Annotated in this window: 14 protein-coding genes; 1 reads left to right on the top strand and 13 read right to left on the bottom strand. The window is 72.8% G+C overall.

Going from position 1 to position 13,411, the window contains the following annotated elements; translation table 11 throughout:
- Nucleotides 1-96: 96 nt before the first annotated feature.
- The 13 genes from ABD345_RS38560 to ABD345_RS38620 all read right to left on the bottom strand — a co-directional run bounded on the left by ABD345_RS38560 (nucleotide 97) and on the right by ABD345_RS38620 (nucleotide 12,675).
- Nucleotides 97-513 carry an NUDIX domain-containing protein gene (locus ABD345_RS38560; protein ID WP_344559278.1) on the bottom strand — a complete coding sequence of 139 codons (417 nt, stop codon included), beginning with the start codon at nucleotides 511-513 and terminating at the stop codon, nucleotides 97-99.
- A gap of 140 nt (nucleotides 514-653) precedes the next feature.
- Entirely contained in the window at nucleotides 654-1,136 is a 483-nt protein-coding gene (locus ABD345_RS38565) for a hypothetical protein (RefSeq protein WP_344559280.1), read from the bottom strand.
- Between the two features lie 90 nt (nucleotides 1,137-1,226).
- Nucleotides 1,227-2,231 (bottom strand): phosphotransferase, encoded by a 1,005-nt coding sequence (locus ABD345_RS38570; RefSeq protein WP_344559282.1) that lies wholly within the window; start codon nucleotides 2,229-2,231, stop codon nucleotides 1,227-1,229.
- 65 nt (nucleotides 2,232-2,296) lie between these two features.
- The gene (locus ABD345_RS38575) at nucleotides 2,297-3,235 is read right to left on the bottom strand and encodes a hypothetical protein (RefSeq protein WP_344559284.1); all 939 of its coding nucleotides are present in this window, start codon (nucleotides 3,233-3,235) and stop codon (nucleotides 2,297-2,299) included.
- A 55-nt stretch (nucleotides 3,236-3,290) separates the two neighbouring features.
- Nucleotides 3,291-3,887 carry a hypothetical protein gene (locus tag ABD345_RS38580; RefSeq protein WP_344559285.1) on the bottom strand — a complete coding sequence of 199 codons (597 nt, stop codon included), beginning with the start codon at nucleotides 3,885-3,887 and terminating at the stop codon, nucleotides 3,291-3,293.
- Nucleotides 3,884-5,005 carry a hypothetical protein gene (locus ABD345_RS38585; RefSeq protein WP_344559286.1) on the bottom strand — a complete coding sequence of 374 codons (1,122 nt, stop codon included), beginning with the start codon at nucleotides 5,003-5,005 and terminating at the stop codon, nucleotides 3,884-3,886. Before ABD345_RS38585 ends, ABD345_RS38580 begins: the two co-directional genes overlap by 4 nt.
- Complete coding sequence (locus ABD345_RS38590) at nucleotides 5,002-5,844, bottom strand: thiopeptide-type bacteriocin biosynthesis protein (RefSeq protein WP_344559287.1); 843 nt, start codon at nucleotides 5,842-5,844, stop codon at nucleotides 5,002-5,004. The genes ABD345_RS38585 and ABD345_RS38590 overlap by 4 nt, the downstream gene beginning before the upstream one ends.
- Nucleotides 5,845-5,873: 29 nt before the next feature.
- The gene (locus ABD345_RS38595) at nucleotides 5,874-7,031 is read right to left on the bottom strand and encodes a lanthionine synthetase C family protein (RefSeq protein ID WP_344559288.1); all 1,158 of its coding nucleotides are present in this window, start codon (nucleotides 7,029-7,031) and stop codon (nucleotides 5,874-5,876) included.
- Nucleotides 7,028-10,072, bottom strand: coding sequence for a lantibiotic dehydratase (locus ABD345_RS38600; protein WP_344559289.1), 3,045 nt, complete (start codon nucleotides 10,070-10,072; stop codon nucleotides 7,028-7,030). The genes ABD345_RS38595 and ABD345_RS38600 overlap by 4 nt, the downstream gene beginning before the upstream one ends.
- A 105-nt stretch (nucleotides 10,073-10,177) precedes the next feature.
- Nucleotides 10,178-10,342, bottom strand: coding sequence for an FxLD family lanthipeptide (locus ABD345_RS38605; RefSeq protein WP_344559290.1), 165 nt, complete (start codon nucleotides 10,340-10,342; stop codon nucleotides 10,178-10,180).
- Nucleotides 10,343-10,386: 44 nt separating this feature from the next.
- A complete protein-coding gene (gene fxlM / locus ABD345_RS38610; protein WP_344559291.1) occupies nucleotides 10,387-11,610 on the bottom strand; it encodes a methyltransferase, FxLD system in 1,224 nt (407 codons plus the stop codon).
- Between the two features lie 115 nt (nucleotides 11,611-11,725).
- A complete protein-coding gene (locus ABD345_RS38615) occupies nucleotides 11,726-12,013 on the bottom strand; it encodes a hypothetical protein (RefSeq protein WP_344559293.1) in 288 nt (95 codons plus the stop codon).
- A 227-nt stretch (nucleotides 12,014-12,240) separates the two neighbouring features.
- Nucleotides 12,241-12,675 (bottom strand): ATP-binding protein, encoded by a 435-nt coding sequence (locus ABD345_RS38620; protein ID WP_344559294.1) that lies wholly within the window; start codon nucleotides 12,673-12,675, stop codon nucleotides 12,241-12,243.
- Nucleotides 12,676-12,993: 318 nt separating this feature from the next.
- On the opposite strand from ABD345_RS38620, the gene ABD345_RS38625 reads away from it, so the two are divergent.
- A complete protein-coding gene (locus ABD345_RS38625) occupies nucleotides 12,994-13,332 on the top strand; it encodes a hypothetical protein (protein WP_344559295.1) in 339 nt (112 codons plus the stop codon).
- The last annotated feature ends 79 nt before the right edge of the window (nucleotides 13,333-13,411 follow it).

Here is a 13,411-nt window from a genome sequence, read left to right on the forward strand (position 1 = left end):
TCTTCCATGCGCCAGCTGCGGAGCGATCACCCGAACGAGGCTGATGCGTACGAAGGTTCGAGCAGCAGCCGTGTCCATCAGTTTGGGAATCGCTTCTCAGGGCTGCCAGGCGTCGCGGATCAGGTTGAGGTAGTGGTCCATGTAGGGCGGGGTGTCGAGCTGGTGGAGTTCGGCGATCGGGACTAGGCGTATGGCCTGGCCTTCGCCCAGGACCAGGTCGGCGTCGGTGCCGTCGAAGGTCGCGTGTAGGGGGATGTTGTTCTCGTGGGTGTGGTAGCGGGGGCCGGGGATCATCCGCATGTCGCGTACGCGGATGCCCGCTTCTTCGAGTACTTCCCGGTGGGCGGTCTCGAAGGGGGTCTCGCCGCCTTCCCGTGTGCCGCCGATCGGTGTCCACTTGCCGGGCCAGGCGATGCCGGGGATGTCGTCACGCAGGTTCATCAGCAGCCGGCCGGAGGCCGGGGTGGTCACGAACAAGATGATGCCCGCGAAGTCCTGGATGCCGTCTTCCATGGCGTGTTCCTCCGTCGTTTCTTAGTAGTCGTCGGGGCGGGAGATCGTTCGGTGCGGGTCACGCCGCTGGTCCACTTCCACGGGAGCGGGCGGGTCGAGGCCGCCGGCGGCGGCCGAGCGCGCCGACCGGAACCCCGGCCTCACTTCCCGGACAACACCCAGTTGCCCCATGCCTCTTGGTCCTGGGCGTCCACCGTGGTGCCGGGCGGGAACTCGTGGACCCCGTGGTCGGGGAGGTGGGCGGCGAGGAGCAGGCCCAGCTCCTGCACCAGGAGGGTCGGTGTCCGGGGGCTGGCCTGGGCCATACGCTCGAACAGGGCCCTCGCTGCCACCTGTTGGCGCTGGTCGTTGCGGCGCCGGAGCCAGACGTCGAGCAGGACGGGGTACCCGTCGTAGGCGTTGACCTCCTCCGGCGGTGGGGCCTGCTCGGAGAACTGGTTGCGCTCGACGTGGCACCTGACCTCGACCTCGGGCCCGGCTGCGGGGCTGCTGAGCACGAGCGAGACCCGCTGCGGGGAGGAGTGCTCCGGGTCCACCGAGGCGCCGACGGCGCGGGCGATCTCCCGGGCGACGGCGGCGAGCGGACGGCCGGAGGCGACGAACACGAAGTCCTGCTGGGACATGCAGGAACGCCTTTCGAGGGTGGGGGGGCGGTGCAGGGGTGCCGTCCGGGGCGGCGGGGTACGCGCCGGTCCGGACGGCGGCAGGCGGCCTCACGGCGCGGACTCGGCCCGGGGGCGGGCGGCGGCCCGCCCGGCACTGGGCGCCGCGGTCTGGACGGGGCTGGCGGGAGCCCAGTCCCAGGGGAACTGACGCTCCGCGAGGAGGGTGTCCATCCGGTGGCGGGCCTGCGGCAGGACCTCGGGCCTGCCCCGCGTGCCCAGCTCGGCGTAGAACAGGTAGGCGCCGATGGCGAGCAGCATGGCGATCGTCCGGTACGGGAGTCCGCCGGCGACGGTGGTGATGTCGTGCCCGTAGCCGTTCACCCAGTCCTCGTGGACGGATGGGTCGAGGCCGAAGGCGTCGCGGGCGAACGCCGCAGCCGACTGGTCGAAGGCGGGGTGCCCGATCGAGAGGGTTTCCAGGTCGAGGAGCGCGGTGTCGCCGGCGGGGAGGAGGGCGGCGTTGGTCGGGTTGAGGTCGAGGTGGACGGTGCACGGCGCGGGCCAGGTGATGCTGGTGTAGGCGTCGGCGGTGCGCGTGAGGAGGGTCAGGAGCCGGGCGCGGTCAGGTCCGGAGATCACACTCGACGGGAGCAGGGTGATGCGGCGGGCCGCGCTGTCGGTCTTGTCGATGCGCGGGAGGCCGAGGCCGGTCAGGGCCGGGATGTGGTGCAGGCGGGCGGCGGCCTCGCCGAGCTGGCCCCAGGTGGGCTCCGTGGTGCCCAGGTCCTCGGTGAAGGCGACCACCAGGCCGCCGTTGGCGGTGATGGGGCGGCCGTCGCCGACGGGGACGGCGGTGGGTATGCCTGCGGCGAGCAGGGCATGAGCCGCCCTGGCGTCTCGCTGCACGTCGGCGTACCGGCGGCGGTGGATTTTGGCGATCACTCCGCCGCGCAGGCGGAAGACGAAGTTGCCTCCCTGGTGAAGGAGTTGGGCGCCTGCCGGGTCGAGTCCGGCGAGCGCGGTGGCGTGGTGCAGAGCGGTCCGGGCGGCGCGGACGGGGTGCTGGTGGGTGCTGCGGGCCGGTGCGGCCGTGCTGGTGCCGGGGGCGAGCATGAGGGGCGTTCCTTCGGGTGGATGGCGGGTGCCGCCCCGCCCGGGGCGGGGCGGCACCGGGCGGGTCAGTGGCGGATGGTCTCGACCTCGGCGTTCACGACCTCCCACCACCTCCGTGTGTTCCAGACGGTGACCTGCGGGAGGTGGTCGGAGACCGCCTGCACCTGCGGCTCGGCGGGGATGGTGGCCGAGACGAGCGCCTCGACCAGGTCGGGGGCGACGTAGGTGCGGTCGATCGCGCTGAGGCCACCGGGCGGGCAGTCCGCGGCGGGAATTCGCTGCCGGTGCTTCTTGGGCCCGTCCCAGGTGGTGGACCGGTCCGCGCCGGCCTGTCCCAGGATGGTGGCCGCGTACCGGCCCAGCTCCACCAGCTCCCTGATCTCCATGATCCGGTGGGGCATGACGTCGGGCTGGCTGCTCCCGTCGGGCAGGATGATCGACCGGTCCACCACGAAGTTTTTGTCCTGGACGTTGTCCAAGGTGAGGGGCGCGCCCCAATCCGTCCACGAGTTCCTGTCGCCCTGGTCGAAGAGCAGCTCGTTGTCCTTGTACATGTTGGCCAGCACCCAACGGGTCTGGTGGTCCCGGTGCTGGGGGTTGCCGAAAGCGAGGTGCACGGAGGCCACCGACAGCTGGCGCCGGCTGCGGGCCCCGGAGGGGTGGATGGTGGTCAGCTTCGCCGTGGCGGGGCGGTGCCGGATCTCATCCGGGTAGCCGACCCACTCGGGGTCGGCCTCGAACAGCTCGGGCGCGAAGAACAGCGCGTTGCGGCTGCCGGGGCGCATGTTGGGCGCCTCCACGGCCGTGAGGCCGAACTCGTTTGCGACGATCTGAGCCTGGCCCTCCTGGAGTTCCTGGAGGGTGAGCAGCTGCGGGCGCTCGGCGCCGTGCTCCTGGGCGAACCGCCGCATCTGGTCGAGGGCGTCGGCGAGTCGCCAGCCGTGCTGGATGTTCCAGCCGACGTGGACGAAGGTGCCCGGGTCGGTGGTGGGTGTGCTGGTCATGCGGATGCCCTCTCGGTGCCGGGTGCTGACGGGAATAGTTCGCCGGGGCAGTGGTTCACCTGCGGTGCGTACGGCGGGTGGCGAGCCAGGTCGTGACGGCCGCGGCGCACACCCCGACGGCCCGGTGCAGGGCGGCGTCGAGTTCGAACCACGCGGTGCCGGGGCCGTTGATCTCCGCGTGTGCCTCGCCGTCGCCGTCGAGGCGCACGGCCTGGCAGTGGTCGATGTAGCCGCGCAGGCGGGCCCTGTCCGCGAGCCACAGGAGCAGCGGGCCGCGGTCGATGGCCGCGTGCGTACCGGCGTTGATGGCCGCGCCGGCCAGGAGCGCGGAGGCCGGGACGCGGTAGCCGAACGCCCTGGTGAGGGCGAGGGCCGCGCTGCTCTGGATCGCGGTGTAGGTGGCGACGTGCACGGCGACCGCGCGGCGGGCCCGGGCGTCGGCCGTCATCGTCGGCTCGCCGCCGCGGTCGCCCCTCTCATCGCCGACGCGCACGCCGTCCCGGTAGACGAGGTGCCGCCCGGCCAGCCGCTTGCACCGCGCCGTGATCGAGTCCTGGGCCCACTGGTCGCAGAACGGGTGGATCTCGCCAAAGACGGACAGCAGCGCGCCGAACAGCGCCAGCCGTTCGACTCGGTCGACACCGCGGTTCACCTGCTCGCTCCCGCCCTCGTGATGACGGCGGCAGCCAGGGCGAGGGCGGCGGTGATCCGGTCGTCGTGGTCGGTCGTCAGGGTGGCCGGGCCGCCGACGCAGGAGTCGACGGCGACGGCTGCCAGTTGGCGGCGCTGTTCGGTGGGAAGGCCGTCGGCGAGGCGGTGGCGGGCGAGGTCGCGGGCGCTGTAGCCCTCGGGCTCGGTGAGCGTCCGGCTGACGGCGGTGGTGTAGAGGCGGGCGGCGTCGGGCAGTTGGCCGGCGGCGGTGGCGAGGTCGGCGACGGTCAAGGCGAGCCGGGTGTCGAACACCGCGCTGCCGTCCTGCTGGGCGACGGCAGTGTGGGCGTGGAGCAGGGCCTCGGTCTGCTCGGCGGCCGGGGCACCGTCGAGCAGCGTGCACGCGACGGTCAGTGCGGCGGCGATGGCGTGCTCCCAGGGTTCCTCAGCGGGGGTGTCCCGGGCCAGGGCGCGGGCCAGAGCGGTACGGCCTTCGAGGGCCATGGCGACGACCGCCACCTGACGGGCCTCGAACAGGCGGGTGCCACGGTCGGTGGACTGCCTGAGGTGGAAGTGCGCCTCGGCCCAGCGCCCGGCGCGGACCAGGGCACGGGCCCCGTCGAAGACCCGGATGTCGTCCAGCCACTTGTGGACGTCGCCGCGGTCGACACCGCTGGCGGTCAGCCCGGCGAGCGGAATGCGCAGGCCGCCGAGGGTGGCGTCGTCGTTCTCGGCAACCGCTCGCTCCAGTTCGTCCAGGACGGCGAGCGCAGCGGTGCCGTTGCCCGCGCGCAGTTCGAGGTGGGCGAGGTTGACGAGGGGTTCGAGGGCTAGGCGGGCCAGGTCGGCGGGCAGCGGCCGGTGGGCGAGGTAGAAGCCGGCGTGGTTGAGGCACAGCACGCGGGCCAGGCCGGGCAGGCCGCGGTCGGAGGCGAGGAGCGCGGCGAGGTTGTGGACGCTGGTGGCGGTGGCCGGGTCCTCGGTGTCGGCGGCCTGCCGGGCGAGGTCGGTGAGCCGCTGGACTCGCTGCTCCAGCGGGACGGCGAGGGCGTGCCTGCGGGGGACCAGCGGGAGGCGGGCGAGGGCGTCACCGAGCGGGCCGGTGGGCTGGACGGTCATCGCAGGATCGCCTCGTCGGCGTCGACCAGGTCCAAGACGGCGCCGGCGGCGGCCGAGGCAAGGGCGGCCTGCTGCTGGTGGGGCAGGCCGAGGCGGTTGGCGGTGAACAGCTGGTGGTGGGCGAGGACGGCGCGCTGCCCCCGCCACAGCTGGCCCTCGTCGGCCAGGGCCCGCAGGGTCAGGCCGTAGACGGCGAACGCGCCGAACCAGGGCGCGGCGTGCGCGAGTCGGCCTTCCAGGAGGGCGGAGCCGGGGGTGGTGTCGGCCCGGAGCAGGGTGCGCGCGGCGTCGGCCAGGCGCCGGTCCGGGACGGACAGCCGGGGCCGGTTCTCGGCGACCTGCGCCCAGGTGTCGCCGATCTCGTACCAGTCGAGCCCGGCGCCGCGCATCGCGGCCGTGCCGAGCAGCAGCCACAGCTCGGCCCGCTGGTCCGGTAGTTCTCCCCGGTGGACGGCGGCGAGGTAGGTGAGGGCGTGGCGGCTGTCCTGGTGGAAGAGGCGGTGGGCGGCGGGCAGCGCGGCGTGGCCGCCGAAGGCGTAGGTCTCCGGCTCGTAGACGGCCGGGGTCCAGTCACTGATCATGCCCGCCTCGCGGCACATGTCCAGGGCCTCGTTGACCGCAGCCGCGGTGGTGGCGGCCCCCAGGATGCCGGAGGCGGCCTCGCGGTAGCGCAGCCGCCACCGCTCGCCCTTACGCAGGAAGTGCCAGGCGTCCAGCAGCCCCTGGTCCTCCAGGGATATCAGGGCGGGCCCGAGGAGCCGGACGGCGTGATCCTCGGGGGTGTCGGTGGCCAGGTGCAGGTGGACCTGCGTCCAGGCGCGGTCGCCGATGGCGAGCACCAGAGTTCTCCTTGTCGAGTCGGGTCGGGTCAGACGAGCAGCAGCAGGGCGTCCCAGCCGGTACCGGGGGTCTCGGCGGCCAGGGAGCAGCGGGCGAGGGCGATGCCGGCGGCACCTTCGAGCAGGCCCTGGCCGGTGGCATCGGCGCCGGGATCGGGCAGGTTGCTGGCGGCGGCGAGGATGCGCAACGCGGTGGCGTGGTCGGTGCGCTCGGCGAAGCGCCGGGCAGCAAGGCGGACCCCGGCGGTGCCGTGGCAGACGGTGTGGTCGGTGAGGCTGTGGGCCTGGTCGGGGTCTTCGAGGGCGTCGAGGAAGGCGGCTTCGGCGGTGCGGGCGCGGTCGGTGTCGCCGGTGGCGCGGGCGGCGTGGTGCAGGGCGGTGGCGATGCCGGGGGTGCCGTAGCACCATGAGGGGCGCAGCGGCTTCGACTGCCGGGTTTCGCCCTGGTCGGCCTCGGTGGCGGTCAGCGCCTCGGGCCACCAGGCGCGGGCAGCACCGTTCTGCTGCCAGGCGTCCAGCCAGTCGAGGATGCGCTCGATCGCCTCCAGCTGGCCCGGGACGCGGGTGCCGTCGAGGTAGGTGAGGGACAGCAGGGCGAGCGGGCCGGGGATGCCGTGCGCGATGCCGAAGTTGCCGTGCCCGCCCGGGTAGCGGTCGTCCTGCTCGCCGCTGGGCGCGAGGTGCGTCCACCAGCCCGAACGCCCCTGCACCGGCTCGGTCAGCCGCACCAGGTAGGCCAGCACCTCGCGCAGCAGCTCCTGGCGGCCCCGGACCCGCAGGTGCGCGCCGAGACCGGTCAGACCGCCCAGGAGATCGAACTCGCCGAAGGCGGGCCGTATCCCGCAGTCGATGCGACGGTGGGCAGCGACCAGGCGCTGCTCCACCACGTGCTCCACCGCGGAGTTCAGGCCCATGCGCGGCTGGTGGTAGGCACGCGGCCCGTGGATCGTGGCCAGATGCAGGACGTGGGCGACGGCGGGCGCGCCGTAGAACACGGAGGCCCCGGCGAAGGAGTTCACGGGCTGGCTCACGCACGTACTGATCCACTCGTGCGCGGTCTCCCAGCTTCCCCGGCAGGTGGCGGCGCGCTCGATGTGGAGCAGGGCGGTGGCGAGGCCGCCCTTGGCGAGGGACTGGCCCCACTGGGCGGAGGCGGTGGTGGGTGGTTCGAGCAGGTGGGCGGTCATGCCGGTTGTCCTTCCTGAGCACGGGCGGTGCGGGTGAGGGCGGCGGCGCGGGCCAGGCGGTGGCAGATCCGCTCGCTGGCCGCATCGAGGCCGACGGCGCGGGCGTGGTGCAGGTGCAGCAGCGAGCCGAGGACGTCGGCGGGCTCCAGCTCCTCGTCCCGGCCGAGCGCCCTGCGGTAGTCGGCCAGCTTCTTGGCCCGCACCTCCCACGCCAGGGCGAGGAGGCGGCCCTCCTCGGTAAGTTCCAACTGGTCGTTCCAGTTCGCGAATTCGGCGACCATCCGTGGCGCGGTGCGGGGCAGCGCGATGTCGCTGCGCCTGGGAACCCGCTCCAGCAGCCAGGCGTGGCCGGCCTCGGGGCCGAGCAGCGCGGTGGCGAGGTCGAGCATGCTCGCCGCGGTGACGGTGGCCGGGTCGGTGGAGGTGGCGCGCTGGTAGGCGAGTTGGGCCAGCACCGCCCGGGAGTCGAGCGCGAAGAACTCCTCCGCCGCCCGCAGCGCCGCCCCGCGCCCGTACCGGCCGGACTCCGGCAGGTACGTGTCGATCTCCATCCGCGTCAACAGGCCCTCCTCCCGCATCTGCTCAGCCCAACGGCCGATCCGCTCGGCGGCCAGCGACCACGCGGCGACGGCGGAGACCGGGAGGCGCAGGCGCACGTGAGGTTCGGGGTCGGTGTGCCGCAGGAACCACCACTGCGGGGGGACCACCCAGCTATCAGCCAACCCGGGCACACGGGACAGGAGTTCACCGGCGCGGCGCGGGTTGCCGAACAGGCGGGCCGACAGCCACCCGGACGCGCCGGGCAGGTGCCCGGACCGGACGGTGGCCAGCCTTCCGGGGCGCGGGCGGGTGGCGGGCAGCGGTGGCCGGGTGGAGTGCAGTTGCACGGTGATCTCGTGGGCCCGGCCGCACCACCGGTTGTCGCCCGCTCTGGGGGCCTCGATCAGGATCGCAGTCTGCTCGCGGAGCAGGTGCTCGCGCAGCAGCACCAGGTGCTCCGGCAGGCGCAGGTCCAGCGGCAGCCGCAGGTCCCGCTGCGACAGGTACACCGCCGCCCGGACGTTGTACCGGGCGATCCACTCGCCCGCCGCCAGCCGCCAGTCCTCCCACTCGGCGTCCTTGCCGGGCAGGTCGGCGGCGGGCAGGTGCCAGCGCGCCGCCGACAGCACCACCTCCCCGTACCGGACCCGCGGCAGGTAGGGCAGCCGCCCGGCCGCGCCCCAGTTGAACGCGGTCAGCCACGGGGTGTGGGCGTGGGTGATCTCGCACAGGAACCGCACCAGCGGGTCGACGTGGGAGCGGAAGTTCACCGCGTTGAGCACCCGCACCTCCACCGGGCGGCGGTCGGCGAGCCGCACCAGCCACATCCGGCGCCCGTCCGCGCACACCCCCAGGTCCTCCAGCCGCAGCACCCCCGATCCGATCTGCGGGTACTCGCCCAGCGTCAGCACGGGCAGCAGCGCCGGGGCCCGGGCAACGTTCTCGGTGCGGGCGTACAGCGGGGGCGCGGAGACCTGCACCACCAGCGCGTCCGTCCGCAGCGGCGGCGCGGTGGCGATCGCCGCCTCCAGCTCGCGGCGGCGCTCGGGCTCCAACAGGTACAGGAACCGGCCCGCCGTCGTGCCCGCCCCGCGCGGCACCGCCTGCACCACCGGCGCGAACGGCACGGCCCCGTCCGCCGAGAGCCGCACTGTCAGTTCGGCGTGCGGCTGCACCACGTCCTCGTCGGGCACCGGGTCCGGGGCGAGGCGTTCCAGCAGCGGGCCGTCGAGGTCGATCTCGTCCAGGCACTCGACGGCGGCCTTCTGCGCCAGCGCCAGCAGGTGGCCATCACGCCGACGGAACCTGGGCGGCACGTCCTCCAGCAGCGAGTCCCGGTAGCGGGCGGGGAAGCCCAGCCCGGTGTCCGGGTTCACCAGCTCCACCACCGGTACGACCGCGCCCGGCCCGAACCGCTCCAGGAACCTGCCGTGGTAGTCCACCCACGCCGGATGGCCGTCCGGGAACGGCGACAGCCGGGTCAGCACCTCGGCCGCGCCGGCCATCAGCGACGCCACCCGCCGCGGCAGCACCGCGGGACCCGCGTCCAGACGCAGGTCCACCATCAGCGACGGCACCTCGCCCACACGCCCGGCCTGCTGCCGCCCCAGCCGCGTGCGCAGCGTCCGCTGCTCGACCGGGTCGGTGGACTCATTGTGCCGGGCCAACTGCTCCCGGACGGTGCGCAGTTCGTCCAAGGACGAGGCTGCGGCGGGGACCTGGTCGAGGCCGGTGGTATGGGCGACGGCCAGCAGGTGGCCGAGCGGGTCGGTCGCGGTCGTCGGCAGCCGCAAGACGCTGATCAGGAAGCCTTGGCGCACCAGCTCGGCGAGCATCGCGCGGATCTTGTCCGCCGGGGCGGCCGGGAACCGGTCGGCGAGTTCGCCGAGCGTCACCGACACCGGGCCGTCGGCCGCCTCCAGCACGGCCAGCACCGGGCCGGTGGCGCGGACGGAGACCTCCGCCGGTTCCCCGTCCTGCGGGTTGCGGGTCACCGGCAGCACGACACGGCCCCCGCGCCGCACCCGCAGCTGGTTGGCCGTCACCGGCAGCAGGTTGCCGACGGCCTCCTCCAACTCCCTCACTATGGAAGCCAGCCAGCGCACGTCAGGGCGCGCCACCGCCCGGGACGTGCCCCAGCGGGGCGCGACGGCGATCTGACCGAAGGGCACCGCGGTCACCCCGGCGAACAAGCCGAAGGGCGTGGCCCGCTGTTGGCGCAGCGCGTACTGCATCACCGAGTCCGTCAGCCGGCGCAGCCGACGCCTCGGGACGTGGTCGAAGTTGAAGACCACCTCGCGCACCCGGGCGGCCAGTTGCGGGCCGGCGGCGACCTCGACCGCTGCGGCGAAGTCGGCGTCCGCCCAGACATGCTGGAGCCAGGCCCGCCAGTACGCGGTGGCGTGGGGACCGGTGTCGGCCAGGTCGGGCCACCAGGACGGCCCGGACCCGGCCGGACGGGCGGCGGCGCGCAGCAGGGCCGGTCCTACGGCTTCGTACACGGGGATTCACCTCGGTTCCGGGAGATTTCGGGAATGCCGGGGCCCGGCATGCGGCGGCTTGACGGCCGCACGCCGGGCCCAGGTCACACGGGGAGAGGGATGCGGTCAGACGTTGCCGCTGCCCGAAGCGCAGGCGCTACCGGAGCAGGTGCTGCCGCAGTTGTCGTCGGTGTCGCGCAGCAGCGCGGCCACCGGGTCGGCGCCCTCGACGATCGTCACGTCGAGGTCGAAGTCGCCCGCGGCGACGACGCCGGTGAGGGTCGCGGTCATAGTGCTTCCTCCTTGGAGTCGGTGGTGCAGGACCTGGCCGCGGGTTACGGCCAGGAGATCGTGAGCCGGACGTGGGTCTTGTCGATGACCAGCCCGTCCGGGAGCTGGTCGTTGGGGGTACCGGCGGGCTGGGCGGTGAAGGTCGGGCCGCCACCGGCGCGGTGCTCGCGGTCCCACTTCCGCACCTCGGTGTTGATCAGGGCGGCCAGAGGTCCCCCCTCGGGGCCGAAGCCGTGTGCGCCGAACTCGAACACCGCCGGGCCGTCGCTGATCTTGCGCAGCGCGAGGTAGGCGAGGCTTCCGCCTTCCACGATCACCGGGCACGCCATCCGGTTCGCCGGGGCGACCGTCTTGGTGTCCAGCTCCGAGTCGACGGACATCAGCCCGAATCCGGGCAGCGAGGACGCCAGCCACAGGTACAGCGAGTCGAACGGCTCCTGGTTGCCGACCGTCACCCGGGTCCACCACTCCGCGCGGGGCGTCTCCAGCACGCCGCCCAGACGGCTGGTGTCCGGACGCTCCAGTTCATCGAAGCGCAGCCCGATCTCCTTCGTGCCGCGCGGCAGCACCAGGAACTCGTCGTGCGCGTCCGCGCCCTGCATCTTGACGAAGCCGCACACCTCGGCGGACACGCTCACCAGCCGCCCGCCCTCCCGCCGGAAGGTGATCGAGCGGGTCAGCCCGTGCATCCGCAACGGCACGGTGATCGTTCCGCCCTCGGTGAGAGCATCGGTCCACGCCGGCGGCAGGTCCCACGCCCCCGCCGTGACGACGATCCGGTCGAACGGGCCGCCCTCCACCGGCCCGGAGCCGTCCGCCAGCACCACCCGCACCCGCTCGTACCCGGCCTCGCCGAGGTACTTCTCCGCGCGCTCGGTGACGAACGGATCGATGTCGACCGTCACCACCTCACCCTCCGAGCCCACGAGTTCGGCCAGCAGCGCCGCGTTGTAGCCACCCGACCCGATCTCCAGCGCCCGCATCCCCGGCCGCACGTCCGCCTGCTCCAGCATCTGCGCCTGGATGCGCGCCGCTGACACCGAGCTGACCGCGAGCCCGTGCTCGTTCCGCTTGGTCACCAGCGCCCGCTCGGGCTCGTACGCCTCCGCGGCCGGCACCTCGGGGGCGAACACGTGCCGGGGCACGGCCAGCAGCGCCGCCGCCACCCGGTCCGTACGGACCGCGCCGATGGAGCGCAGCGCCTCGACCATCGCCGTGCGCAGCTGTTCGGGAGAGGACTGGCCGGTCGTTTCCGCCGTGGCGGTCATCACAACTCCTACTCGTCGGCCGCGGCAAGCGCGGCGCTTCTGTGCGGGGGACGCCGGGGCGCCCTTACTCCAGGCCGGTCCGCCGTCGGCGCGGCCTGGGAGATCATGTGCTGGATCAGACGGTCACGGCCGGTCGCAACCGGCCCGGCAGGCGGGGCTCCGCCCCGGTGCTGGCCCCGGCCGAGAACACGTACACCACCTGGTCAACGAGCAGCGTCAGCGTGAAGTCCTCGCCGAAAACCATGGTGGCCATCGCGGCCTCCTGCTCCTCGGCGATCGAGAAGACCTGCCGCGCCCAGTACGCCTCCTGCGGGTCGAACTGCTCCGCCATCTCCCGCAGCCTCGTCACGATCCACAGCACGGCGACCCGCGGGGAAGACACCTCGAACGTGGCAAGCACCATCCGGCGCCCAGCACCGGGCGTCAGCGCGGTTACCTCACACCAGTACGCCCCGCCCACCCGCTCAGCCTCAACGAAGGCCGTGTCGCCGGGATGGACCGGAGGTATCGCCCAGCGCGGCAGCAGCCCGGTGTCGGAGAACACTGGCGCGACCGGCGTGACCGCGCTCGGCCGGCGAAGCCGCAGCACGCGGAGTAAGGCACGCCTCACCTTCTCTGGCCATCGCGCCGTCACGCCACTGCCCCCAACTGCCCCTGGTGGTGCACCTCGGCCCACACGATCTTGTCCCCTCCCGATCTCTCCACGCCCATGGCCGCCGACAGGCTCCGCACCAGCAACAGACCCCGGCCGCCTTCCTCGCGCGGCAAGAGGGCCGTCTGCGGCATCAGGTCCGGCCGCCCGTCCAGCACCTCGATACGGCAGCAGCCCTCCGTACGGTGCAGGCGGACCACGACGTTCTTGCCGGGTACGGCCGCGTGCAGCACCACGTTGGTGACCAACTCGCTGGCGATCATCGCCAAGTCGTCCACCGCCGGGCTGTCCGGCCCCCAGCCCCACTCGCAGAGTTGGTCGCGCACACCCCGACGTGCATGCTTAACCGACGCGACTTCGACCTCGTAGGCAGCTGTCCAATCCTGCTGATCAGCTGAAACGATGTGGTTCAAGGATGCTGCACCCCGCTCCCGGTTCTGTGGAGCAGTGCGGCTCCGTGGGCTTCGGTTCGCTTGCGGAGGTACACAGTGCCGCCGATTACTCGGCACAACCACCCCTCTCAACCACCCACTTAACTCACGATCAGGTGAATGGTCTGACGTCCGGTCACCACTTCGCCCCCACTTCCCGGCTGGCCCTGGCAGTCAGGGGTTCCTTGGTGGTAGGCACGTAACGACGGCCACGAGCAGCGTCTCGCGCTGCCATTCAGCGAAGGGACTGCCGTGATCAGGTCCAAGACTCTTCTCCACCAGTTAGTCACACAGCGCGCCATGACCTACTCGGAGTTCGCCGAGGACTACAAGCTCGCGGCAGCCGTCCTGTTCCAGAGGACCAACGACCCGATCTACCGGGGTGCTGTGGTAGCCGAGAACTCGTTCACTCGATGGAAGGGCGGCGACGTCTCGATGCCTCGCCGTCCCGCTCCGAGAATTCTTGAGGAGATGTTCAAGCTCAAGGCCAGCGAGCTGTTCGGTCCCTGCTCGGACGAGCAAGTCCCGGTGCTGCTCGCAGTGCCGGTGCTCGATGAAAGTGATCTACGGATGACCGCACGAAGTGCCCGCGCCCACGCCACAGACGCGGCAGCCCAGCTCCTGTGGACGGTCACGTAATTCCTCAAGGGCCGTGGTCACGTAATTCCCCAGGTCCTGGCTGTGCGAGGGGCTAGGTTGGTGAGCGTGATGACGCGGG

Origin of the sequence: Kitasatospora saccharophila, assembly GCF_039529925.1 — a bacterium.
GTDB lineage: Bacteria > Actinomycetota > Actinomycetes > Streptomycetales > Streptomycetaceae > Kitasatospora > Kitasatospora saccharophila.